This is a genomic window from Xanthomonas cannabis pv. cannabis (assembly GCF_000802365.1).
In the GTDB taxonomy this organism is placed as follows: Bacteria; Pseudomonadota; Gammaproteobacteria; order Xanthomonadales; family Xanthomonadaceae; genus Xanthomonas; species Xanthomonas cannabis.
On sequence record NZ_JSZE01000057.1, the window covers coordinates 15,029 to 39,695 of the forward strand.

Sequence of the window (24,667 nt, forward strand, 5' to 3'; positions counted from 1 at the left end):
CTGCAGCGGCGATAATCGCGCTCCCCCTGTTGCCGCCGTGCCTGCCCTATGTCCGACGAACGCATCCTGTACGCGCCACTGCGCGACCGACTGGTGTCTGCCGACGCGGCCGCCGCGCTGATCCAGCCTGGCGAAACCGTGGCCATGAGCGGTTTCACCGGCTCCGGCTATCCCAAGGCCGTGCCGATGGCGCTGGCGCAGCGCATCGAGGCGGCGCACCTGCAGGGCCAACCGTTCCAGATCAAGTTGATGACCGGCGCCTCCACCGCGCCCGAGCTCGACGGCGCGTTGGCCAAGGCCGATGGCATCGCCATGCGCATGCCATTCCAGTCCGACCCGGACGCTCGCCAGCGCATCAACGCCGGCACGCTGGATTACATCGACATCCATCTCAGCCACGTGGCCCAGCACGTGTGGTTCGGTTTTTACGGGCAGATCGACACCGCGGTGGTGGAAGTGTCGGGCATCCGCGCTGATGGCAGCCTGGTGCCGTCCACCTCGATCGGCAACAACAAGACCTGGCTGGACCTGGCCAGCAAGGTCATCGTCGAGGTCAACGATTGGCAGCCGGCCGGCCTGGACGGCATGCACGACATCTACTACGGCACCGCCCTGCCGCCGCAGCGCAAACCGATCCCGCTGCTGCATGGCGACGACCGCATCGGCGAGCCGAGCCTGCGCTGCGACCCGGCCAAGATCGTGGCGGTGGTGCGCACGCATGGGCCTGACCGTAACAGCCCGTTTGCCGCGGTCGACGACAACAGCGAACGCATTGCCGAGCACCTGATCGCGTTTTTGCGCCATGAAGTGCGCAAGGGCCGGCTGCCGGCCAACCTGCTGCCGCTGCAGTCGGGCGTGGGCAATATCCCCAACGCGGTGCTGGCGGGGCTTGCACGCAGCGGCTTCCGCGATCTGGAAGCGTTCACCGAGGTGATCCAGGACGGCATGCTCGCGCTGCTGCGCGATGGCGTGCTGCGGTATGCCTCCTGCACCGGCTTTGCGCTCAGCCCGGAAGGCAACGAAGAGTTCAAGCGCAATATCGCGTTCTACCGGCAGCGCATCGTCATGCGCACGCAGGAGATTTCCAACCATCCGGAGCTGGTGCGCCGGCTCGGCTGCATCGGCATGAACGGCATGATCGAGGCCGACCTGTACGGCAACGTCAATTCCACCCACGTGATGGGCAGCCGCATCATGAACGGCATTGGCGGTTCGGGCGATTTTGCGCGCAATGGATTTCTGTCGATCTTCCTGAGCCCCAGCATCGCCAAGGCCGGCAGCATTTCATCGATCGTGCCGATGGTCAGCCATGTCGATCACACCGAGCACGATGTCTCGGTGATCGTCACCGAGCAGGGCCTGGCCGACCTGCGCGGCCTGACCCCCAAGCAACGCGCGCGCCAGCTGCTCGATCACTGCGTGCACCCGCGCTATCGCGATGCATTGGAAGACTATGTGGCACGCGCCAACCGCGACAGCTACGGCAAGCACACCCCGCACCTGTTGCCCGAGGCATTGGCGTGGCACCAGCGCTGGCTGGACAGCGGCGACATGCTGGGCTGAGAGGTTGCACGTCGGTAGACGAGATAACGCGCAGTGCCGTGGGGCCAGAGCCTGTTCGCCACGGAGATCGATGCGGCCGCCTCGACGTGCGCTGCAGTCGTTGGTCTGGGCAGCGAACAGCGCCACGGCCGCGGCCCGCGCGACGAATGCGGGCGGCGGTCTGACGCCTGCCTGGGCGCCATTGCCTGCGGTGGTGTCGTTGCGGCCGGTCAGCGCTTTCGACACTTCATGTCCGTCTGCGCTACGCAGCGACATTCGCAGGCCACGCGCGTGGGCGATAACAGCTGCACCCGCTCGCTGGCGGTGCAGAACGGCGCTCTGGCTCCTGGCTGCCGCAGCGACGGGTCACCAGTGGGTGGTGTCGTTCACCACACCGGGCCGGCTTCCTGCGCCGGCCCGGCGTTTTTTTGTCGGGTCTGGTCGCACGGGATTAGAGGGGTAACCCCGCCACGTCGTTCGGCGGCAGCGCACTCCATCAGCATCGGCCCGTCGCCAGCACCCGGCTCACGCAGCCTCGGCAATCCGCCTTGCGCGGCGTGCGCGCACTGCCGTTGCCAGGCGTTCGAGCACCTGCACCGATGCGTCCCAGCCCAGGCAGCCGTCGGTGATGCTCTGGCCGTAGGTCAGTGCGCAGCCGGGGACCAGCTCCTGGCGGCCGCCAACCAGGTGGCTCTCCACCATCACCCCGACGATGCGCGTCTCGCCACCTTCCAGCTGCAGCGCGATGTCGTCGACCACCTTGGGCTGGTTGTCCGGATTCTTGCCGCTGTTGGCGTGGCTGGCATCGATCATCAGCCGCGCCGGCAACCCCGACTTGTTGAGCACCTGGCTGGCCGCATCCACGCTTGCCGCATCGAAGTTGGGCACCTTGCCGCCACGCAGGATCACGTGGCAGTCCGGATTGCCCGCCGTTGCCGCCACCGCGGTGTGGCCGTCCTTGGTCACCGCCAGGAAATGATGCGGATGCGAGGCCGCGCCCACGGCGTCCACCGCAATCTTGACGTCGCCGCCGGTGCCGTTCTTGAAGCCCACCGGGCACGAGAGCCCGGAGGCCATTTCGCGATGCACCTGGCTCTCGGTGGTGCGTGCGCCGATCGCGCCCCAGGCCACCAGGTCGGCGATGTATTGCGGCGAAATGATGTCCAGAAATTCCACACCCGCCGGCAGGCCGAGGTTGTTGATATCGCGCAGCAATCCGCGCGCCACCCGTAACCCCTTGTTGATCTGGAAGCTGCCGTCCATCTCCGGGTCGTTGATCAGCCCTTTCCAGCCGATGGTGGTGCGTGGCTTCTCGAAGTACACCCGCATCACGATCTCCAGCGCATCGCCGAACTGGTCGCGTAACGGGCGCAGGCGCTGCGCGTACTCCATGGCCGCCACCGGGTCGTGGATCGAGCATGGCCCGATCACCACCGCGAGGCGGTCGTCGCGCCCGTGCAGGATCTCGTGCAGCGCGGCACGCGAGTTGGTCACGGTGTCGGAGGCGCGCTCGTCGCATGGCAGCAGCGACAGCAGCTGCGAAGGCGGTGCAAGGGCTTCGATCTTGCGGATACGCAGGTCATCGGTCACAGGCGGCATAACAGTGTCTCGTTGGGCGGTGTTGCATCGGGGAGCCAGGCGTTGCGGCAACAAAAAAGCCGCCAGTGTGCGCTGGCGGCTTTTCGGGAATGCTGCTGAAGTGTCCTTCAGGGTGAGCGCACTCCTTCCTCCGCCAGCGGCATCGGAAAACCGTAGTACCAAAAATAAAACGGGCTGCGGGGTGCGTTCATGGGATGCATTGATACCACGCACTTTTGCGCGTTGCCACTGTTTCATCGGCAACGGACGGGCGCGCCGACGCAATCGACAGCTGGCGCAACAGAGGGGCGGACGCATGGCGCCAACGTGCTGGTCAGGGCCGCGTGGCGCAAACCGATCGAGGGTGCGGCGGTCGTGCCTTCCGCGGAGCAGCCGTGTCATGCGCTGGTGTGCTGCGTGCCCGGCGCAATGCAATCGTTGCGCCGGGATGGAGGTGCACCTACTCAAACCGGACGCGATGAAGTCAGGCTGCGCCGACGCACGGCAGCCCCCGCGACGTTCCAGATCAGCTCCCTGCGGCAAGCAGAGACGCACACCGGTCTCGCCGTTTTCGCCGCTGCATGCGCGTGACTCACCTGGCGTTTCTGGCGCTGTCCAGCGCCGTGCAGGCGTTGCGGTCCGGCCCCCGAGGCCAGCTCAGGAGCACCGAACGTATCGTTTCATTTGTAATGCACCATCTTCCCCCTAAATTTCAAATTATCAATATAAGTCAGTTATTTGCAGCGCCATCCGTCCTAATGTATCGTTTCATCAATCGTTTCATCGCTGATCCGCATGCCACAGCCCGATGCCGTAGAACGCCTGGTCACCACGCTGCGCATCGACGGCCCGCTGCGCGGCGCCGAACTCGCGGCGCGGTTGGGGGTGAGCAAGGCAACCCTTTCGCGTCTGGTTGCCGCTGCAGGAACGGCGGTGCGGCGCTACGGCAGCGCACGCGCCACCAGTTACATCGCCGCGGGCGAGGTGCGCGGTCAGCGCGCCTGGCCGCTCTACCGCATCGACAGCCATGCCCGCGTGGTGGCGTTGGGCCAGCTGCATGCGCTCCATCGCGACCACTTCTTCGTGGAGCTGCTGCAGGACAACCCCGTGCTCCTGCATCCGCCGCTGCATCTGGGCGAGTTCGCGTCGCTGCCCTGGTTTCTGGATGACCAACGCCCGCAGGGATTTCTTGGGCGCAACCTGGCACATCGCATCGCCGGGCCATTGCGGCTGCCCGAAAATCTCACGCTGTGGTCGCCCAGTGACGCGCTCATCGCACTGCTGTCCGATGGTCACGACCAGCTCGGCGACCTGCTCGTGGGCGAGCAGGCGCTGGCGCGCGCACTGTCGTCGATCGACCAGCCTGATGACATCGACATCCACGCGCGCCCGCAGGCCTATCTTGAGCAGGCCGATGCCGCGCTGCGTGGTGAAGACGTCGGCTCGTCCGCTGCAGGCGAGCAGCCGAAGTTCACTGCGGTGCTGCGCGAGAATGGCGTGTTCCGCCCGGTCATCGTGAAGTTTTCCGACCGCATCGATCAGCCGGCCGGGCGGCGCTGGGCGGACCTGCTGCAGATGGAGCACCTGGCCAGCCAGGTGCTGCTTGCCGGTGGCATTGCTGCGGCAACGACGCAGCGGCTGCAGGCAGGCGAGCGCGTCTTTCTCGAATCCACACGCTTCGATCGCACACCGACGTTGGGCCGACGCGGTTTTGTTTCGTTGATGGCGATCTACGCCGCGTTCTATGGGCAGTCGGAGCTCGGCACCTGGCGCGCGCTCGCGCCGATGCTCAAGCGCGATGGTTGGCTGGGTCCGGAAGATGCCGAGCACCTGGAGGTGATCAGCTGGTTCGGCGCGCTCATCGGCAACACCGACATGCATCTGGGCAACGCCGCGCTGATCCTTGCCGACACGCTGCCGTTGCGGCTTGCGCCGGTGTACGACATGTTGCCGATGGTGCTGCGGCCGGCATCCAGTGGCGAAATCGTGCCCAGGGACATCGAGATTCCGGCGCCCACGGTCGGGCAGTTTGCGCAGTGGCGGCGCGCCGCAGAGATGGCCGAACAGTTCTGGCAGCGCTGCATCGACGACGACGCCTTGAGCGATCAGATGCATGACATCGCCACGCGCGCCTTGGCGAGCCTGCGCCGCACCGCGGCGCGTCTTGCCTGATGACGCGTTTGCGCCAAGCGTGCCACCGCAACACACCGCTGCACGCCACGGCAACGAGGCCGTGGCGTGCCACGCGGCAAACCTCACTCAAAACGTAAACACGTACTCCGCCGCCACTTCGCGGCCGATGGGGTTGAACAGGGTGGTGTTGTAGAAGCCGTAGCCGTAGAAGCGCTCCTTGTTTTCGTAGCCCACTTCGTTGAACACGTTGTTGACGTAGAAATTGACCTTGGCGTGGTCGGTGATCTTGTAGCCGGTGCTCAGGTTCCAGTAGATCGCCGGGCCCACGCGGCCAAAGTAGCGTTTGCTGGTTTCGCCCAGATGCACGTTGGCGGTATCGGTCACCAGGCACTCGTCGGAGGCGCTGGGTTGATAGCCGTCGTCGAAGCGGGCGCAGGTGCCCCAGTTCACGGCGCGCATCGAGCCGAGGCGGCGGAAGTACACCGTCCAGTCCCAGGCGCCGCCGTTGTCCCAATGCACGCTGCCGCGCACACGGCTGCGCACGCGCTCGTCGCGGCGGTTCTCGTCGCTGTCGGTGCGGTAGATCTGCTCGCGGTAGGCAATCAGGTTGTTGTAATCCAGCGACAGCTGGAAGTTGCCCCAGCCTGCAGTGGCCAGGCGGTATTTCAACGCGGCATCGATGCCGGAGGTCTCCATCTGCGCCAGGTTGATCGGGCCACGCTCGATGCTGGCCAAGGTGCCGTCGGCATTGCGCGTCACCCGCGAGGTGATGGTGTCGCAGTAGCCCGCGCCGCCCGGATTATTCCAGGCGCCACCGCTGATGGTGGTGCCGGTGCGGCAGCCGGCTTCGGCCGACAGGATCTCATCGCGATCCAGGTCCTTGATCATTTCCTCCAGCTGGATGCGGTAGTAATCCACGCTCAACGACAGCCCTTGTGCGATGTCCCACACCACGCCACCGGTGAACGAGCGGCCGGTTTCCGAGCGCAGATCCGGGGTGCCGCGACGGTTCACATCCACGGTGTAGAAGATGTTGTTGTTCTCGTCGTTGCAGCCGCCGGTGAGGTAGGCGCCGGAGGAAATGCAGCGGTACTGGTCGATCACCGTTTGATTGGTGGAACTGGGTTCGCCGAGCACGTAGTGCATGTCCGGTGCGCGGAAGCTGGTGGCCACGGTGCTGCGTACCAGCAGGCTCTCCACTGGCCGCCATTCCAGGCCCGCGCTCCAGGTGGTGTCGCTTTGCGTACCGACATCGGTCGGAATCGCGGCAGACGAGCGGTAGTTGCCGTAGCGGTCGTAGCGGCCGGCCACATTCGCGCTCAATGTGGAAAGTAATGGAATCTGAAATTCCAGCCCGGCCGAGCTGCGCATGCGTTCGCCGCCGCCGCTGTCCACCACGTCCACCGGGTAGCACTCGTTGGCGCATGGGTCCGGCGAAAGTTGATAGCCCTGCTTGGCGACTTCGGCCACGGTGGCAAAGCGGATTGGCCCGGCCCAGCCCTGCACCACATCGCCGCTCAAGCTGAAACTGGCTTGATTGACCCACGAATACGCCGAGTTGTGCGACTTGGCCACCAGGTCGTCGTACTGGTTCGACGACAGCGGCGAATACAGCCGCGCTTCGTTGATCGCATAGATCGGCGTGCCATCGGCAGCGGTGCCGGTGGGGCTGCCGAGGAAATAGTCAGTGGCACGTGCGGTATCCACGGTGCGTACGTATTCGTCCACCGTGTAGCGCGAGCGGCCCACGCTCAGCTCCCAATCGAAGCGGTCGGCCCACACGCCGCGCAAACCGGCGCTCAGATCCCAGGACTGCTCCTTGTTGTAGTTGGCCAGCCGGTCCCAGCCGCCGGCTTCGCGCCGGGTGAGCTGACGGATCAGGTTCAATGAGCGACCGGTTGCCGCATCCTGAAACGGGCCCAGATAGGCGTACGGCGGGTCGTAGGTCCAGCGGCCGATGCTGCGGTTGGCCGAGAGCGTGGCCCAGGCCTCGGTGGCCTCGCCGAACTTCCAGGTGCCGTAGAGATAGGCCGAATAATCCTCGCTGCCGGTCACTAGGCCCCAGTCGCCGTAGTCGCGCGCCACGCCGCAATAATCGCCGGCATTGGTGACCACCCCGGTGTTCTGGTCGTAGCTCAGCCGTTGCCCGTCGATGAACTCGCCGCCGAAGCGCGCGCAGGTGCCGGCAGGTGGCGCCAGGCGTTCGTTGGTATTGGCATCGACCAGGCTCAGGCCGGTGAACGGGTTGAAGCCGTAGCGGCGGTTCTGTCCGGTCCAGTTGGAATAGGACATGTCGTCGGAGTCGTCCATCTGCGGGCGATCGCGCCCGCTCAACGGATCGCGCCGGGTGGCCTGCAGCGCGTAGGTCAGGCTCCAGTTCTCGCCGGTGCGCCCGCCTGCCCAGGACACGTCGAAACTGTCGCGCCCCCCTTCGGTGGCGGTGCCGCCGCGCAGGCGCACCTGGTCGCCCTGGTAGTCGCGCTTGAGGATCACGTTGATCACGCCGGCCACCGCGTCGGAGCCGTAAATGGCCGATGCGCCACCGGTGAGGATGTCGATGCGCTCCACCGCTGCGGAGGGAATATTGCTGTAGTTGGAAAAGTTGCTTTCGCCGCCGTACGGCAGCGGGTAATCGGCCACGCGGTGGCCATTGACCAGCAGCAGGGTGCGGCCCGGGCCGAGGTCGCGCAGATTGATCGGCGAAGCATTGGGCGTGTGCGAACCCCACTGCGTATCGGCTTCCACCGAGCCTTGCTGATTCATGCTGTTGAGCACGTCGTAGACAGTGGCAAACCCTTCCTGCTGGATCTGCTGCGCCGAGATGGTGACCACCGGCTGGGCGCCCTCGACCTGCGCGCGCTTGATGCGCGAACCGGTGACGCTGACCGCATCCAGGGTGGAGGTGGCGCGCGGTGTATCCGGCTCGGTTTGCTGGGCCATGAGCGGTGGCGCGACGGCAGCCGTCAGCGCTAAGGACACGGAAATCGACAAGGCAAGACGATGACTGCGGCAGTTCATAAGATCCCCGGGAGAAGCCGGACGTGGCCGGCGTGGCAGTGCACTGCAACGACGTCCGCCAGCGATGCATGCACCGCTGCCCCTTGTCCGATGGCCCCCCGACCGCTCGGCGCAAACGCCTGCCCAACGACGCTAGAACTGCGATGACATCGGTGTCAACAGGTTGTCATTTAAGTGTGATTGGCGTCGCGATCTGCGGGCTTTTGCGATGGTGAACACGGTTGGGGCCGCGATCTGGCTGCGCGGGCCGCGTCGACCCTGCGTGGAGCGCACCCGGGCGCGACTGGGCGTTCCCGGTAAACGCCCCGTCGCGCCCGGGTGCACTCCTACGGGGTCATGGGGTTGCGTGGACCAGGCACGACCAATCGACGATCGCCTCGTGTGGCATCCACGACCGGACACAAAAAACCCCGCCTTGCGGCGGGGTCCTTTTGTACTGCAACAGCCGAATGGCGTGGATCAGAAATCCATGCCGCCCATGCCGCCCATGCCACCGCCGGCCGGCATCGCCGGCTCGTCCTTCTTCGGTGCATCGGCCACCATGGCTTCGGTGGTGATCATCAGGCCGGCGATCGAGGCTGCGTTCTGCAGCGCCGAACGGGTGACCTTGGTCGGGTCCAGGATGCCGAACTGCACCATGTCGCCGAACTCGCCGTTGGCCGCGTTGTAGCCGTAGTTGCCGGTGCCTTCCTTGACCTTGTTCAGGATCACGGACGGCTCTTCGCCGGCATTGGCCACGATTTCGCGCAGCGGGGCTTCCATGGCGCGCAGGGCGATCTGGATGCCGTGGGTCTGGTCTTCGTTGGCACCGGTCAGGTTGCCGACGGCCACCAGCGCACGCACCAGGGCCACGCCGCCGCCCGGGACCACGCCTTCTTCAACGGCTGCACGGGTGGCGTGCAGGGCGTCTTCGACGCGGGCCTTCTTTTCCTTCATTTCGATTTCGGTCGACGCGCCGACCTTGATCACTGCAACGCCACCGGCCAGCTTGGCCACGCGCTCCTGCAGCTTCTCGCGGTCGTAATCGGACGAGGTGTCTTCGATCTGGGTCTTGATCTGGCCGACGCGCGACTCGATCGCGGCCGAATCGCCGGCGCCATCGATGATCGTGGTGTTTTCCTTGGAGACCTGCACCTTCTTGGCGCGGCCCAGGTCCTTGATGGTCGCCTTCTCCAGCGCCAGGCCCACTTCTTCGGAGATCACGGTACCGCCGGTCAGCACGGCCATGTCTTCCAGCATCGCCTTGCGACGGTCGCCGAAGCCCGGTGCCTTGACGGCCACGACCTTGACGATGCCGCGGATGGTGTTCACCACCAGGGTCGCCAGCGCTTCGCCTTCGACTTCTTCAGCCACGATCAGCAGCGGCTTGCCGGCCTTGGCCACGCCTTCCAGCACGGGCAGCAGGTCACGCACGTTGGAGATCTTCTTGTCGTGCAGCAGGATGAACGGGTCGTCCAGGTCGGCCGACTGGCTCTGCTGGTTGTTGATGAAGTACGGGGAGAGGTAGCCGCGATCGAACTGCATGCCCTCGACCACGTCCAGCTCGTTTTCCAGGCCCGAGCCTTCTTCAACGGTGATCACGCCTTCCTTGCCGACCTTCTGCATCGCTTCGGCAATGATGTTGCCGATCGACTCGTCCGAGTTGGCCGAGATGGTGCCGACCTGGGCAATCGCCTTGTCGTCGGTGGTGGGCTTGGAGATGTTCTTCAGCTCGGCGACGGCGGCCTTGACGGCCTGGTCGATACCGCGCTTGAGGTCCATCGGGTTCATGCCGGCGGCCACGGCCTTGGCGCCTTCGCGGATCAGGGCCTGGGCCAGCACGGTGGCGGTGGTGGTGCCGTCGCCGGCGTTGTCGTTGGTCTTGGAAGCGACTTCCTTGACCATCTGCGCGCCCATGTTCTCGAACTTGTCAGCCAGTTCGATTTCCTTGGCGACGGAGACGCCGTCCTTGGTGATGGTGGGCGCGCCGAAGCTCTTCTCGAGCACGACGTTGCGGCCCTTCGGGCCGAGGGTTGCCTTCACGGCATTGGCAAGCACGTTGACGCCACGGACCATGCGGGTACGTGCGTCTTCACCGAAACGAATGTCTTTAGCAGCCATTGTCTGAAACTCCGGGATTTGAGATTGGGGATTGGGAATTGGCTAGAGCGGGTTCCGGGGAGATGCGGGATCAGCTGCGCGAAGCGCACTGACCAATCCCGAATCTCGACTCCCGAATCCCGCCGTCAACGGCTTCAGCCGATGACGGCCAGAATGTCGTCTTCGCGCAGCACCTTGTACTCGACGCCTTCGGACTTATAGCTGCTGCCGGCGTACTGGCCGTAGATGACCTTGTCGCCAACCTTGACCACCGGCGCGCGCAGGCTGCCGTTGTCCAGGGGCTTGCCGGCGCCGATGGCGACGACTTCACCCTTGGTGGACTTTTCCTTGGCGGAGTCCGGGATCACGATGCCGCCGGCGGAAACTTCGTCGGCTTCGATCGGCTTGACTACAACGCGGTCGTGAAGCGGCTTGATGCTCATAGAGAAAGACCCTCTTAAGTGATTGATTGGTCTGAAAATTATCGGCGATGTTAGCACTCGCACATGACGACTGCCAGCACAGCGCGCGGAAAAAACCCGACAGAGCGGGTGCGGGCCAGAGATTGTGCTGGGCGAGCGGCTTTCAAGGGCTGGGCGTAAAAAATTTTTCGTCCACCCGGTCTCATCCGGGGGCCAGGACGACTGCGGCGAACGGCCCGCGGGGCATCCCGGCCGTGCGCGTTTGGCAGCAGCGACAGAGCCACCAATGCCGGCGGCCCGTGCCCAGGCGCGCCGCGCGAGCAGGAGCGCCGCTGATCCCCGCGGCCACCTCATGCCGCTCATTACCAGGCGCGCATCCAGCCACACGCTAGAAATGGAACCGCTAGAAATGGAACCAGGTTCCACCGTTTGTCATGCGCACGCTCTACAGTCGGGATCGCATTCCCCGATCACAAGGAGCTGTCGATGAGGTTGCCGTCCCGTATTGTGTCCTTGCGTTGCACCCTGCCCCTGGCCTGTGCGTTCGCGCTGAGCGCCACTGCCGCCAATGCGGCGGTCTTCATCAACGAGCTGCACTACGACGACGCAGGCGCCTCCGGCGACAGCGGCGAAGGCGTGGAAGTGGTGGCCACCGCTGGCGAATCGCTGAGCGGCTACCGCATCTATCTGTACAACGGCAGCGTCCCGAGTGCGGCGACGGTCTACGCCAACACCGCGGTGCCGGCCGGCAGCCTGGTCAGCTGCGGCAGCCAGGTCCGCCTGGCCACCGTGAGCTACGCCAGCAACGGCGTGCAGAACGGGCCCAACGACGGCGTGGCGCTGGTCAACCCCAATGGCCAGCTGGTGCAGTTCCTCAGCTACGAAGGCGCCATCACCGGCAGCGGCGGCCCGGCGGCCGGGGTCACCAGCCAGAACCTGCCGGTCAGCGAGAGCAACAGCAGCGCGGTCGGCAGTTCGCTGCAACTCACCGGCACCGGCAGCGCGGCAGCCAACTTCAGCTGGGCCGGCTCGGCGGCGCAGACCTTCGGCGCCTGCAACCGCAGCCAGACCTTCAACGGCGGCGGCGGCGGTGGCGGCACCACCGGTGCGCCGACGATCACCAGCACCACGCCGAGCCAGGGCGCCACCGGCTTCCCGGCGGCCGGCGACCTGGCGGTGGGCTTCAGCGAGGCGGTGACGTTGAGCAGCGGCGCGTTCGCGCTGAGCTGCGCCAGTTCCGGCAACGTGGCACTGAGCTACGCAACGACGGGCACCCGTTTCACCCTGTCCACCAATACCGCCCTGGTCGGCGGCGAGCGCTGCACCCTGGCCATCACCGCCAGCGCCATCCGCGATGCCAGCGGCCTGAGCCCGGCGGCCGGCCAGTCCATCGCCTTCACCGTGGCCACCGCCAGCGGCGGCGCCACCGGCTACTACTCGCGGGTGAACACCACCAGCCCCAGCCAGCTGCGCTGCTCGCTCAACGCCACCATCCGCGGCCACACGGTCTACCCGTACAGCGGCACCGGCACCAACACCTGGACCATCCTAGAGATGGCCGACGAAGACCCCAGCAACAGCGGCCGCATCCTGGACGCCTACCGCAACCGCAGCTACGCCAAGGTCAGCGACCGGGCCGGTACCGGCAGCGGGCTGACCTACAACCGCGAGCACACCTGGCCCAACTCGCTGGGCTTCGGCAGCGCCACCGGCGACCGCGGCCTGCCGTATGCGCCCTACACCGACACCCACATGCTGTACCTGACCGACACCACCTTCAACGCCGACCGCGGCAACAAGCCCTACGCCACCTGCACCAGCAGCTGCGGCGAGCGGGTGACCGAGGTCAACGACGGCAGTGGCGGCGGCAGCGGGCGCTATCCGGGCAATTCCAACTGGGTGCGCACGCCGGACGGCAACAGCGGCACCTTCGAGGTGTGGGGCCGGCGCAAGGGCGACATGGCGCGTGCGGTGATGTACATGGCCATTCGCTACGAAGGCGGCACCGATGCAGCCACCGGGCAGTCCGAGCCGGACCTGGAGCTCACCGACGACCGCAGCCGGATCGTGCAGACCTCGTCTTCGCCCGCGTACATGGGCCTGCTGTCCACGCTGCTGGCCTGGCACCAGGCCGACCCGCCGGACGATGCCGAACGTGCCCGCAACCAGGTGATCTTCAGCTTCCAGGGCAACCGCAACCCGTTCGTGGATCACCCCGAATGGGCCACTGCCGGTCTGTTCACTTCGGCCAAGCCGGCCAGCTGCCAGCTGGCCAACTGAGCTGCACCGGCCCGGCGCGTGATGCGTCGGGCCGGTGGGGTGGGGTCACGCGGAAAAAACGTACGGCACCTGATGGCGGCCAGGCGCCGGTGCCGACGGCGTGGTTTGCAGCAGGCGACACGCCCTCGATCGGATCCGGCGCTGCTGACTACCGCCGGGCGTGGCGATGCGTCCCCTCCGCACCGACATGCACGCTTTCAAGATCGCCTGGCCAACGCCCCCGGCCTCCTCGCGCTGGGCGAGGTGATCACCGGGTCACCGGCGCAACGCTCTCCCAACCGTTGTCGGCCGGTCTTCGCATCCGGGCCAGCGTTCCTCCCAACGGCAAGGCCGGCGCAGTGTGCAGGTGCTCTGTCGGCCTCACTGCGCAGCTGCACCCGGGCACGGCCGCCCTGCCCACCGCCACTGCGAAGGCAGCGAAGTTGACGCCCTGTTCCGGAATCGGCGGTCGATCCCCCGCTGGCGGGGCATTACACTGCGCAGCTGCAATGAGCGCCTCTTCCCTCCATCTGTTGTTCAGCACCTGCCCGGATGCCGACAGCGCCGACCGCATCGCGCACGCCTTGCTGGACGAACGCCTGGCGGCCTGCGTCACCCAGTTGCCCGGCGCGCAATCGCTGTACCGCTGGAACGGCGCCATCGAGCGCAGCACGGAAGTGCAGTTGCTGATCAAGACCTGGGAAGACCGCCTGCCCGACGCCATCGCGCGGCTTCAGGCCTTGCATCCGTATGAACTGCCGGAGGCGGTTGCTGTCCAAGCCAGCGCCGGGCTGCCGGCCTACCTCGATTGGGTCCGGGCCGACACCCGCAAGGAATCCTGACGTCCATGAAGTCTCTGCCCCGCTGGATCGCCCGCTGCGCGCTGCTGGCCGCGCCCTTGTTCGCCGCGCCGCTGGCGCTGGTGGCGCCACCCGCGCAGGCGGTCAGCGAGGCCGACCTGCTGCCGGTAGACCAGGCATTCGCGCTGACTGCCCAGGCCGACAGCCGCGGCAGCATCGCTCTGAACTGGAAGATCGCGCCGGGCTACTACCTGTATCGCCATCGCATCAGCGTCAAATCCGGTCAGGGCTTTTCCGTTGGCGAACTGGCGCTGCCGGAAGGCGAGAGCAAGCACGACGAGTTCTTCGGCCAGGTCCAGACCTACCGCAAGCAGTTGCAGGCCACCCTGGCCGGCAGGGCCGAGCCGGCGCTTAAAACGGCGGTCCTGCAGGTGCAATACCAGGGCTGCGCCGATGCCGGAGTGTGCTACCCGCCGCAGCGGCGCGAGATCCGCGTCGCGCTGCCCGAGGCAGCGGCCGCTGGCGCGACCACCGCCGCACCGCAACGCGAAAACCTGGGCGCGCTGGTGCCGCGCGGCGCGTCGGGTCCGCGCCTGTTCGGCGCCACCGGCCAGGCCGCCGGCGTGGACGCGCTGCCGCTGCCGGCCGAGCAGGCCTTCACCTTCGAGGCCATCGTCGGCGACGGCAACAGCCTGCTGCTGCGCTTTACCCCGGCGCCGGGCTATTACCTCTACCGCGACCGCACCTCGCTGGCCGTGGAAGGCAGCACCGGCGTGCGCCCCGGGCTGCCGCGCTGGCCGCAGGGCAAGACCCACCGCGACGAACATTTCGGTGACGTGGTGGTGTATTTCGACCAGGCCGAAGTCACCCTGCCGCTGCTGCGCGAACGCGCCGAGCCGGCGCACGTGACCCTGGTGGCCACCTTCCAGGGCTGCCAGACCGACGGCATCTGCTACCCGCCGATGACCCGCCGCGTGGCGCTCGACCTGCCTGCCGGCACGGTCTCGCCGCAAAACCAGGCGCAGGCCGCGCCGCTGATGATCTCGCCGCTGGCCGCCGGGCAGGCGCCTACCGACCCCGCGCCCGCCCAAGCCAGCGCCGCCGCCGCGCCGCCGGCTGCCAGTGCCGCGGCCGACAATCCGCAGCGCACCCAGCCGCCACATACGGACAAGGGCCTGCTGGCGATGCTGGCGCTGGCCCTGCTCGGCGGGCTGGTGCTGAACCTCATGCCCTGCGTGCTGCCGATCCTGTCGCTGAAGGTGCTGGGGCTGGCGCACAGCGGCGAGAGCCGCAGCCATGCGCGCAGCCATGCCATCTGGTATTCGCTGGGCGTACTGGTGTCGTTTGCCGCCATCGGCGGGCTGGTGATCGGCCTGCGCGCGGCCGGCCAGGCGGCCGGCTGGGGCTTCCAGCTGCAGCAGCCCTGGTTCGTGGCGGCGCTGGCGTATCTGATGTTCGCGGTGGGCCTGAGCCTGTCGGGGGTGTTCACGCTGGGCAGCAACCTGGGCGGCATCGGCCAGTCGCTGGCCGCGCGCAACGGGCCGCTGGGCGACTTCTTCACCGGCGTGCTGGCCTGCGTGGTCGCCAGCCCCTGCATCGCCCCGTTCATGGGCACCGCGCTGGCCTATGCGTTCACCGCGCCGGCGCTGCTGGCGATGCTGGTGTTCCTGGCGCTGGGCCTGGGCCTGGCGCTGCCGTTCCTGCTGATCGGCTTCGTCCCGTCGCTGGCGCGGCGGCTGCCCACGCCCGGTGCATGGATGGAGACGCTCAAGCAGGTGCTGGCGTTCCCGATGTATCTCACCGCGATCTGGCTGCTGTGGGTGCTGGGCAAGCAGCGCGGGGTGGATGCGCTGGCGTTGATGCTGGTCGGCGCCACCCTGCTGGCGCTGGGCCTGTGGTGCTTCGAGCGCAGCCGCTGGAACAGCCATCGCACCGGCATGCGCCTGGCCGCGGTGATGCTGGTGCTGGCCATCGTGCCGGTGGTCGGCGTCACCCGTCTGCGGCTGCCGGCGGCCACCGCCGCCAGCGAAGGCGTGGTGGCGTTCTCGCCGCAATTGCTGGACCGCCTGCGCGCCGACAACCGCGTGGTGTTCGTCAACATGACCGCCGACTGGTGCGTGACCTGCAAGGCCAACGAAAAGAACGTGCTGAGCAGTGCCGAATTCCGTGATGCCCTGCGCCGCGTCGATGCGGTCTACATGAAAGGCGACTGGACCAACGTCGACCCGGCCATCAGCACCTTCCTCGACCAGCACCAGGCCGTGGGCGTGCCGCTTTACGTGGTGTACGGCCCCGGTGCCCCACCGGCGATCCTGCCCACGGTGTTGACCGGCGCGATCACCGAAGACGCGCTGTTGCGCGCAGCGCGCTGAGGCGGCGTCTTGTGCAGGCACGCTGCCCGAGCGTGCCACGGCGTGGGCGGGCACGCGTGGCGTTTGCGTGCGCCGGCCCGGCGCACGTTGGCACGTGATGCCGGTGCGTAGCGCGCTGGCCGCTGCCGGCAGCTGACACGCATTGCCGACTGCCGATTGCCGACGACTACGCAGCGCCGTTGCGACCGCCATGCGCACCTGCCGCGTTGATGCGCCTCATGCGAGTGGCTGGCCATTGGCCGCAGCGACGCCTGCAATGGCAGCACATCTTCTTGCCATCGGCACGCCGGATGCAGTGCCGAAGACATGGCCGCGATTGCGCAGGACCTGATCGCGCGCAAGGTCACGTCCGCCAGCCACCTGGCCATGCACGGCGGCAGCAACGGCGGACTGATGGCCGGCAACATGCTGGTCCAGTACCCGCAGCTGTTCGACGCCGTGGTGATCGAGTCGCCGCTGCTGGACATGCGGCGCTACAGCCAATTGCTGGCCGGCGCGTCGTGGATGGAAGAGTACGGCAACCCGGACACTGCCGACTGGTCGTTCATCCGCACCTTCTCTCCCTACCATCTGTTCGATCCGGACACGTCCTACCCTCCCACGATGATCGCAACCTCCACCCGCGACGACCGCGTCCACCCAGGGCACGCGCGCAAGATGGCGGCGATACGAGCGACGCCCTGCGTGGACACCGGAGCTTGTAGCCGCATCACCGGAGACGAGCGGACTGCTGCACGGGCACAGAACGCCGACATGCGGCAGGGGACGATACGGGTGTGACGGCCGCGGTGGGATTGCCTGGCTGTCATCCCGCGCAACGGCGTGACAATCCTGAATACAGGCTGCCGCCGCCAGCCTCGCTCCGGTGCAGGTGTCGGTCCCGTTGCAACTGCCCTTGCGGGCGCCAATGCCCGCCGCCACTGGCGCAGTACGCGCACGCCGCAGAAATTCAATCGATCGTTTAAAACAGCTATAACTTCTGCTATCTGGACAGCATCGCCAGCATCGCGCAGACTTCCGGCCTTTCCGCTGCGCTGGATGTCATGGCCCACCTGCTGCTGTTGCACGGCCCCAACCTCAACCTGCTCGGTACCCGCGAGCCGGAGGTCTATGGGCGCACCACGCTGGCGCAGATCGATGCGGCCCTGGTGGACCGTGCGCAGGCCGCCGGGCATGCGCTGGCCTGCCTGCAATCCAATGCCGAGCATGTGCTGGTAGAGCGCATCCACGCCGCGCGCGAGGACGGCACTGCCTTCATCCTGATCAACCCGGCCGCCTTCACCCACACCTCGGTGGCGCTGCGCGACGCGCTGCTGGGCGTGGGCCTGCCGTTCGTGGAAATCCATCTGTCCAATCCGCATGCGCGCGAGCCGTTCCGTCACCACAGCTACCTCAGCGACAAGGCCGACGGCGTCATCTGCGGCTTTGGCGCAGACAGCTACCGGCTGGCGCTGGAAGCGGTGATCGCGCGGCTGGAGCGCGCGCCATGACCCTTGCCGTCCCGGGCTCGGCGACCACGCCAACGGCCTGACCCCATTCCGCCGGCATCCGCCGGCACTCTCCACCGATTCACTTCAAGAGGCCCTTATGGATCTCCGCAAAATCAAGAAACTGATCGACCTGCTCGAAGAATCCAATCTCGCCGAAATCGAGATCAAGGAAGGCGAAGAAAGCGTGCGCCTGGCGCGCGTGCCCAAGGGCACCCAGGTGATGAGCGCACCGGTGCAGCAGTACGCACCCGCCCCGGCCGCCGCGCCGGCGGCGGCGGCCAGCATGCCGATGCAGTCGCCCACCGAGGCCTCCACCGGCGGCGCCAAGCAGGCGGCCGCGCTGCCCGAGGGCCACGTGCTGCGCGCGCCGATGGTCGGCACGTTCTACACCTCGCCTTCCCCGGACAAGCCGGCGTTCGTCACCGTGGGCCAGGCGGTCAAGGCCGGCGACACCCTGGCGATCATCGAAGCGATGAAGATGTTCAACCCGATCGAAGCCGACGTCTCCGGCACCGTCGTCGCCATCCTCGGCGAAACCGGCCAGCCGGTGGAGTTCGATCAGCCGTTGTTCGTGATTGGCTGAAGCGCCGGGATTAGGGAATCGTGATTCGGGATTCGCACGAGCGACCGCATGAGCGCCTGACGGTGTGGCGTGATGCGATGTCGCTTGTCGAAGCGATCTACCGCCTGACCCACGACTTTCCTGATTCCGAACGCTTCGGGCTGACGGCACAGATGCGCCGCGCCGCAATCAGCATTCCATCCAACATCGCCGAAGGGGCTGCACGCCGCTCCACGGCCGAGTACCTGCGCTATCTGTCGATGGCGCGCGGCTCGTTGGCGGAGCTGGACACCCAGCTGCAGATCGCAACACGGCTGCAGTTCGCCTCGCCTGATGCGGCAATTGCCGACCTGCTGAATCGCACGTTTGCCAAGCTCAACGCATTGATCCGCACGTTGGAACAGTCGCGCTCTCTCCGCGAACCCAGCGCCCTCTACGAATCCCCAATCCCGAATCCCGAATCCCATGCTCGATAAAGTCGTCATTGCCAACCGAGGTGAAATCGCGCTGCGCATCCTGCGCGCGTGCCACACGCTCGGCATCCGCACGGTCGCGGTGCATTCCACGGTCGACCGCAACCTCAAGCACGTCGCCATGGCCGATGAGTCGGTGTGCATCGGCCCGGCCGCGTCCAGCGACAGTTACCTCAACATCCCGGCGTTGATCGCCGCGGCCGAGGTGACCGATGCGCAGGCCATCCATCCCGGGTACGGCTTTTTGTCGGAAAACGCCGACTTTGCCGAGCGCGTGGAAGAATCCGGCTTCATCTTCATCGGGCCCAAGGCCGACACCATCCGCCTGATGGGCGACAAGGTCGAAGCGATCCGCGCGATGAAGGCCGCCGGCGTGCCGTGCGTGCCCGGCTCGGGCGGCCCGCTCGGCGATGACATCGTCGCCAATACCAAGATCGCGCGCGAGATCGGCTACCCGGTGATCATCAAGGCCGCCGGCGGCGGCGGCGGGCGCGGCATGCGCGTGGTGCACTCGGAGGCGGCGCTCAAGGCCGCGATCGAAACCACCAAGTCCGAAGCCAAGGCCGCTTTCAGCAACGATCAGGTCTACATGGAGAAGTTCCTGGAAAATCCACGCCACGTGGAAATCCAGGTACTGGCCGACGGCCAGGGCGGTGCGATCCATCTGGGCGAACGCGATTGCTCGATGCAGCGCCGCCACCAGAAAGTGGTCGAAGAAGCGCCCGCACCGGGCATCACCGAAGAACTGCGCAACGAGATCGGCAAGGTCTGCGTGGATGCGTGCATCCGCATCGGCTACCGCGGCGCGGGCACCTTCGAGTTCCTGTTCGAAGGCGGGCGCTTCTACTTCATTGAAATGAACACCCGTATCCAGGTGGAGCACCCGGTGACCGAGCGCATCACCGGCATCGACCTGGTGTGCGAGCAGCTGCGCATCGCCGCCGGCCACAAGCTCAGCATCAAGCAGAGCGACATCGTGCTGCGCGGGCATGCGATCGAGTGCCGCATCAACGCCGAGGATCCGGAAACCTTCATGCCCAACCCGGGCCTGATCACCGCCTTCCATCCGCCCGGTGGCCCGGGTGTGCGCGTGGATACGCACATCTACGCCGGCTACAAGGTGCCGCCGAACTACGATTCGATGATCGGCAAGCTGATCGTGCACGGCCCGGACCGCGAAACAGCGATCGCACGCATGCGCGTGGCGCTGAGCGAGATGGTGGTGGACGGCATCAAGACCAACATCCCGCTGCAGCAGCGCATCATGCGCGACAAGGGCTTCCAGGCCGGCGGGCAGAACATCCACTACCTGGAAAAGCGCCTGGCCGAGCGCAAGAACAAGTCGATCGCGCTGACCTGATCGCAAGCGCCATGGCAACGAAAAAGCCCGGGAAACCGGGCTTTTTCGTTGCCCCCTGGTGCATCGCGCCGCGACTGCGTCGCACCGACGGCCGGTCCATGCGTAGGAGCGCACCCGGGCGCGACCAGGCTTTATCGGTAGATCCGGGCGCGCCCGGGTGCGCTCCTACGGGATCCTGGGTGCTACCGGATCCGCTGCGCAGTTCTTCAGTCGTCCGCGCGGATACGCACCGTTCAACGCCGCGGCGCAGGCGCCTGCTGGCTGCCGGGTACCGGCACGATGCCGCTGGCCGATGACGGGTCGACCACGGTCATGGTTTCGGTGGAACCGTCCGGCCAGACCACCTGAAAGGTCGAGCCGGCCGGCAAGGTGGAAAACGGCATGGCGCTGCTCGCGCGGTACAGCGCGGCGACCTGGCTTGCGCCGTGCCGTCGCTGCTGTTCGTCGGCGGTGACGCTGGTGGACTTCACCGACAGCGGCTGGTAGCGGTGATCGGCGGTATCGATCATGACGATGCCCACCGCTGCGGCCGAATACGCCACGAACAGTGCCACCCAGAACCAGAACTTGGCGCCATGCGCCAACCGACGGTAATTCATGACTGTGCTCCCGGATCGGACACCAATGTATCGACCATCTCATCCACCCTGTCTGCTCCCTGCCGCGGCACCGCGGCGTCGAATACGAACGACACGAAATCCTGTGCGCCGGCGCGCGAGCAGATGCCCGCGTTGGCGCAATAACTGGTGACCAGCGTGCTGTCGGCACTGCAGTCCAGGCCCAGCCGACACGCCGCCACCTGCCAGGCCAGTTCGGCGAACTGATCGCCGGCCACATAACCGTCCAGACTGTCATCGCCGCTGGCGCGCGCGCCCATCGCCGGTGCCAGGGCCAGGTAGGCCTCCGGGTCGCGCGAGGCCAGCACACGCCGCACCAGCGTGCGCTTGTAGGCCGGGGTGGCCTGCAGGGGTTCGCCCAGCGCGAGCAGGGCGGCCTCGGCGGCCAGGCTGCCGGCGCGCGCCGCGCGCAGGCGTTGCTGCGCCACCAGCCGCGGGCTCAGCCCGTCGCTGGGCGCGAAACCGGCGCAGCGCTGCGCCACCCGATCGCGCGCGGCATGCATGGCCGCCACGCCCGGCGTGGCGTGCGCGGCGATCCACGCGCTGTCGGCGGTATAGCCGGCCGGGCTGGCGGCATATGGTGCGCAGTAATCGTAGACCCGGCTCAAGCGCCAGCCGGCCTGCGCATCGCCGGCCTGCACGCGTTGCTGCAGGTACTGCGCGTAGCGATACAGATCCGGCTGTGCATCCACCGCATCGCGATCACGCAACTGCAATGCCGTGCCACGTTCGAAGGCCGCATGCACCGGCCGCGTGGCGACGGCCGGCTGCGTGACGGCAGTGGCCGGCGCGGTGGTCGTGGTGGCTGGCGTGGCCGGATGCGCACGCACATGCCACCAGCCCGCCGCCGCAAGCGCGACGGGAGCGAGCAACAGCCAGAGATGGCGGGCACGAGCAAGCGGCATGACAGCGGCAACCAGCGGCGGAGACGCCCGCAGCGACGGCGCGGAGTCTAGCACCCGGTTGCACGGGCCATGGCGGCCAGGCGAACGCTGCCACGGCTGCTCGCGCGGCGACGAACAGCGCCGGGCGCAGATGATTGGGTCGCACGCAGTAGGCACGCAGTGCCGGAGGCAGATGCAACGCAGATGGCAGCGGCACACGCGGCCCGATCGCCGCAACCGCCGCGCTGGGTCGCCGCTACCAGTGGCGGCGCATGACCAACTGCACGGCAGCCGGCCTGCGCGAATGGTCTACGATGCACGCCTTCATTGTTACCGACTGCCACGATGCCGTTTCTTCAACTGACCCTGCCCTGCACCGATGCCGATCAGCCCCGTTTCCAGACCGCCATGGAGGAAGTCGGCGCGCTGGCGGTGACCTCGCTCGACGGCAACGACGATGGCAGCAATAGCCACGCCATCCTGGAACCGGGCGTCGGCGAAACCCCGTTGTGGAAGGAGCTGGAGTTGACCGCGCTGTTCGACAGCGAGAGCGACCCGCTGCAGGTCCTGGCCGCGCTGGATGCGTTCGACCCGGAACTGGACTGGAGCCAGGTGTCGTTTCGCATGGTCGAAGACAGCGACTGGATCCGCGCGTGGATGGACCTGTTCAAGCCGATGCAGTTCGGCACGCGCACCTTCATCGTGCCCTGGGATCAGGCGTTGCCCGAAGCGGCCAGCACGCCGGAGGCGGCCGTGGTGCGGCTGGACCCGGGCCTGGCGTACGGCTCGGGCGCCAGCCCGACCACCGCGCTGTGTCTGCGCTGGCTCGACAGCCTGGGCAGCAGTGGCGTGCTGCACGGTGCGCGCGTGCTCGATTTCGGCTGCGGTTCGGGCATCCTGGCGCTGGCCGCGCTCAAGCTGGGCGCGGCCAGCGCGGTGGGCGTGGACAACGACCCGCAGGCGCTGCTGGCCACCGCCGAGAATGCCGAGCGCAATGGCCTTCAGGCGCAACTGACCGCCTGCATGCCGGAGGATGAGCCGGTGCAGACCTATTCGGTGGTGGTGGCCAACATCCTGGCGACGTCACTGGACGCACTGGCCGAGCTGCTGGCCGCACGCGTGGCGCCGGGTGGACGCTTTGCGATGTCCGGCATCCTGCAGGGGCAGGAAGACGAACTGCTGGAGCGCTACGCGCCGTGGTTCGAGCAGTTGCGCTGCGAACGCGAAGAAGACTGGATCCGCATCGACGGCATCCGCCGCCACTGAGCCGGCCGGGCGGGTTCACCGCTGCGCCCGGCCGGCGCGGATCTGCGCGGTGGTCAGCGCATCGTTCACGCTGATCGCGCGCAGGCGGGTCACCGCCTGCCAGCCGCTGCGCTGCAATGCCTGATTGCGCCAGCGCCCGGCCTGCAGCCCGGCGACCACGCGCAGCGCGAGCTCGGCCACCAGCAGCGCGGCCCAGCCGCCTGCCACCCACGGCGGCGCGCCAGCGAGCGCCACTCCCACGGCGATGGTGGCCAGCAGCATCCCGCTCGTCAGCAGCGGCCAATACCGGTAACGCAGCGCCCAGCCCCGCGGTGCCAGCGCCGCTGACCAGTGCACGCCCTCGGCGACGGCGGTCCAGTCCTGCCCGCGCCGCCAGACCTGGTAGACGGCCGCCCCGCGGAAGCGTTCGACCGACGGATCCAGCGGCGAATCGGCGGGCCACCGCGTGCTGGCGGGTGGGCGTTGATCGTCGGTGGGCCGGGATTTCGGAGTGACAGGCTCGACCATGAACTTCCTCCTTGAGTTCGCTGTGATCTCTTCATCGACATCTCACCGACAGTATCGCAAACATATTCCTATATGAAAGTTATACGAACTATCCCCGAGGGCTGCTAGGGCTATATCTCCCGGCCCCGTCTGCCTTCCATCGGTGCCGTGTGAGCAAGCTGTACGAACGAGTACGCGAAGCCCGCAGCTTCACCAAGCTGACCCAGGAAGCCCTGGCCGGCGAGCTGGGCGTCACCCGCAGCGCGGTGGCCCAGTGGGAAATGGCCGAAGGCACCGCGCCGTCGGTGGAGAACCTGATCGGCCTGGCCAGGCGCAGCGGCATGGCCTTCGAATACCTGGCCACCGGCCGCGGCGAGCGCGTGTTCGGCCCGCCGGTCCCGGCCATCGCCGAAGAGCCTGCCCAGTACCGCCGCCTGGATGACCAGCAACGCGTGCTGCTGGCCCGCTTCGACACCCTGGCACCGCGCCAGCGCAGCGGGCTGCTGGATCTGTTGCTGGCCGAGGGCAAGACGCGGCGGCGGCGCTGAGTTTCGGGAATCGGGAATCGGGAATCGGGAATCGGGAATCGGGAATCGGGAATCGGGAATCGGGAGTCGGGAGTCGGGAGTCGGGAGTCGGCGGCAGCGGCAGCGGCAGCGGCAGCGGCAGCGGCAGCGTGGTTGTCGCACTGCTCGTTGTGCCAGGGAGCGGATGCGGTAGCTGAGGTCGCTGCAGGCAGCGACTGCGCGCTGCCACCTGCACCGTGGCGTTGCCCGGGCTGATGCATCCAGGTTCGCCGGCCGCTGCGCGCGTGGTTGAATAGCGCTCTTCCCGCTGCACGCCTGCCGATGTCCCAGACCCCGCCACCGCGCCGCCCGCTGGCCACCTTCCTGCGGGCAACCCCGCCCGCCGCGCCGACCTTGATTCCGACGCCGACGGTGCCCGCCGCCGAGCCGCCGGAGCAGGTGTTGCCGGTGCCAGCGCCCGCGCTGCCGCCCGCACCCGCACAGCCGGTGGTGCCGCCACCGCCGGCACCGGTGATCTCCGCACCGGCTGCGCCGGTGACCGGCCTGCCGGCCAACCAGCCCAGCCGCGCGCCGGCAGCGCCGCACGAACCCAGCCCTGCACGTGCAGACGCCGAACCGGGCCATGCCGCAGGCACGCCAGGCATGCACGGCGCTGCGGATGCCGCGGCCGCCGCCGCAGACCGGCCCGACGCACGCGCGCGCGATGCCGATCTCCCGCGCGCCCCCGCTGCCGAGGCCGACCCCACCGCACAGGCCGCCATGCCCACCAGCGACGCAGGCGATCCGGCCTCTCCTGCAC

18 protein-coding genes and 2 pseudogenes are annotated in these 24,667 nt (G+C 67.4%); 13 read left to right on the forward strand and 7 right to left on the reverse strand.

Annotated features, from left to right (window positions below; all coding sequences use genetic code 11):
- Positions 1 to 48 precede the first annotated feature (48 nt).
- Positions 49 to 1,563, forward strand: coding sequence for a succinyl-CoA:acetate CoA-transferase ScpC (gene scpC, locus OZ10_RS11285; protein WP_039405141.1), 1,515 nt, complete (start codon positions 49 to 51; stop codon positions 1,561 to 1,563).
- A 504-nt stretch (positions 1,564 to 2,067) separates the two neighbouring features.
- Here scpC and OZ10_RS11290 read toward each other — a convergent pair.
- The gene (locus tag OZ10_RS11290) at positions 2,068 to 3,141 is read right to left on the reverse strand and encodes a 3-deoxy-7-phosphoheptulonate synthase (protein WP_039405138.1); all 1,074 of its coding nucleotides are present in this window, start codon (positions 3,139 to 3,141) and stop codon (positions 2,068 to 2,070) included.
- Positions 3,142 to 3,906: 765 nt separating this feature from the next.
- Here OZ10_RS11290 and yjjJ point away from each other — a divergent pair.
- Positions 3,907 to 5,292 (forward strand): type II toxin-antitoxin system HipA family toxin YjjJ, encoded by a 1,386-nt coding sequence (gene yjjJ / locus OZ10_RS11295; RefSeq protein WP_039405135.1) that lies wholly within the window; start codon positions 3,907 to 3,909, stop codon positions 5,290 to 5,292.
- An 87-nt stretch (positions 5,293 to 5,379) separates the two neighbouring features.
- Here yjjJ and OZ10_RS11300 read toward each other — a convergent pair whose 3' ends face one another.
- The 3 genes from OZ10_RS11300 to OZ10_RS11310 all read right to left on the reverse strand — a co-directional run bounded on the left by OZ10_RS11300 (position 5,380) and on the right by OZ10_RS11310 (position 10,793).
- Positions 5,380 to 8,193 carry a TonB-dependent receptor plug domain-containing protein gene (locus OZ10_RS11300; protein ID WP_039405131.1) on the reverse strand — a complete coding sequence of 938 codons (2,814 nt, stop codon included), beginning with the start codon at positions 8,191 to 8,193 and terminating at the stop codon, positions 5,380 to 5,382.
- Between the two features lie 537 nt (positions 8,194 to 8,730).
- Positions 8,731 to 10,371 carry a chaperonin GroEL gene (groL, locus tag OZ10_RS11305; RefSeq protein WP_039405128.1) on the reverse strand — a complete coding sequence of 547 codons (1,641 nt, stop codon included), beginning with the start codon at positions 10,369 to 10,371 and terminating at the stop codon, positions 8,731 to 8,733.
- Positions 10,372 to 10,505: 134 nt separating this feature from the next.
- Positions 10,506 to 10,793: a co-chaperone GroES gene (locus OZ10_RS11310; protein WP_003483210.1), complete on the reverse strand. Its 288-nt coding sequence runs from the start codon at positions 10,791 to 10,793 to the stop codon at positions 10,506 to 10,508.
- A gap of 465 nt (positions 10,794 to 11,258) precedes the next feature.
- Between OZ10_RS11310 and OZ10_RS11315 the strand changes: the two genes are divergently transcribed.
- The 8 genes and pseudogenes from OZ10_RS11315 (at position 11,259) to accC (ending at position 20,088) form a co-directional block, all read left to right on the forward strand.
- Positions 11,259 to 13,052 (forward strand): endonuclease, encoded by a 1,794-nt coding sequence (locus OZ10_RS11315; RefSeq protein WP_039405075.1) that lies wholly within the window; start codon positions 11,259 to 11,261, stop codon positions 13,050 to 13,052.
- 488 nt (positions 13,053 to 13,540) lie between these two features.
- Entirely contained in the window at positions 13,541 to 13,873 is a 333-nt protein-coding gene (gene cutA, locus OZ10_RS11320) for a divalent-cation tolerance protein CutA (RefSeq protein WP_039405072.1), read from the forward strand.
- Between the two features lie 5 nt (positions 13,874 to 13,878).
- Positions 13,879 to 16,203 carry a protein-disulfide reductase DsbD family protein gene (locus tag OZ10_RS11325; RefSeq protein ID WP_039405069.1) on the forward strand — a complete coding sequence of 775 codons (2,325 nt, stop codon included), beginning with the start codon at positions 13,879 to 13,881 and terminating at the stop codon, positions 16,201 to 16,203.
- Positions 16,204 to 16,503: 300 nt separating this feature from the next.
- Positions 16,504 to 16,983: pseudogene (locus OZ10_RS11330) on the forward strand (prolyl oligopeptidase family serine peptidase); the annotation flags it as partial.
- Positions 16,984 to 17,246: 263 nt separating this feature from the next.
- The gene (gene aroQ / locus OZ10_RS11335; RefSeq protein WP_039405063.1) at positions 17,247 to 17,693 is read left to right on the forward strand and encodes a type II 3-dehydroquinate dehydratase; all 447 of its coding nucleotides are present in this window, start codon (positions 17,247 to 17,249) and stop codon (positions 17,691 to 17,693) included.
- Between the two features lie 97 nt (positions 17,694 to 17,790).
- The gene (accB, locus tag OZ10_RS11340) at positions 17,791 to 18,276 is read left to right on the forward strand and encodes an acetyl-CoA carboxylase biotin carboxyl carrier protein (protein ID WP_039405059.1); all 486 of its coding nucleotides are present in this window, start codon (positions 17,791 to 17,793) and stop codon (positions 18,274 to 18,276) included.
- A gap of 77 nt (positions 18,277 to 18,353) precedes the next feature.
- On the forward strand, positions 18,354 to 18,731 hold the full coding sequence (locus OZ10_RS11345; protein WP_236726975.1) for a four helix bundle protein: 378 nt from the start codon (positions 18,354 to 18,356) through the stop codon (positions 18,729 to 18,731).
- On the forward strand, positions 18,721 to 20,088 hold the full coding sequence (accC, locus tag OZ10_RS11350; RefSeq protein ID WP_039405052.1) for an acetyl-CoA carboxylase biotin carboxylase subunit: 1,368 nt from the start codon (positions 18,721 to 18,723) through the stop codon (positions 20,086 to 20,088). Before OZ10_RS11345 ends, accC begins: the two co-directional genes overlap by 11 nt.
- 233 nt (positions 20,089 to 20,321) lie before the next feature.
- Here the strand turns inward: accC and OZ10_RS11355 are convergent, their stop codons facing one another.
- Positions 20,322 to 20,687 carry a hypothetical protein gene (locus OZ10_RS11355; RefSeq protein WP_039405049.1) on the reverse strand — a complete coding sequence of 122 codons (366 nt, stop codon included), beginning with the start codon at positions 20,685 to 20,687 and terminating at the stop codon, positions 20,322 to 20,324.
- Positions 20,684 to 21,610 (reverse strand): hypothetical protein, encoded by a 927-nt coding sequence (locus tag OZ10_RS11360; protein ID WP_039405047.1) that lies wholly within the window; start codon positions 21,608 to 21,610, stop codon positions 20,684 to 20,686. The genes OZ10_RS11355 and OZ10_RS11360 overlap by 4 nt, the downstream gene beginning before the upstream one ends.
- A 324-nt stretch (positions 21,611 to 21,934) precedes the next feature.
- Between OZ10_RS11360 and prmA the strand changes: the two genes are divergently transcribed.
- A complete protein-coding gene (gene prmA, locus OZ10_RS11365; protein WP_039564904.1) occupies positions 21,935 to 22,855 on the forward strand; it encodes a 50S ribosomal protein L11 methyltransferase in 921 nt (306 codons plus the stop codon).
- 15 nt (positions 22,856 to 22,870) lie between these two features.
- Here the strand turns inward: prmA and OZ10_RS11370 are convergent, their stop codons facing one another.
- Positions 22,871 to 23,362 carry a hypothetical protein gene (locus tag OZ10_RS11370; RefSeq protein WP_039415595.1) on the reverse strand — a complete coding sequence of 164 codons (492 nt, stop codon included), beginning with the start codon at positions 23,360 to 23,362 and terminating at the stop codon, positions 22,871 to 22,873.
- Between the two features lie 149 nt (positions 23,363 to 23,511).
- Here OZ10_RS11370 and OZ10_RS11375 point away from each other — a divergent pair, with 149 nt between their 5' ends.
- Together OZ10_RS11375 and OZ10_RS22695 are read left to right on the forward strand one after the other, a co-directional pair.
- Positions 23,512 to 23,889 carry a helix-turn-helix transcriptional regulator gene (locus tag OZ10_RS11375; protein WP_039564907.1) on the forward strand — a complete coding sequence of 126 codons (378 nt, stop codon included), beginning with the start codon at positions 23,512 to 23,514 and terminating at the stop codon, positions 23,887 to 23,889.
- A gap of 300 nt (positions 23,890 to 24,189) precedes the next feature.
- Positions 24,190 to 24,667, forward strand: a pseudogene (locus tag OZ10_RS22695) (DUF3426 domain-containing protein); the annotation flags it as partial.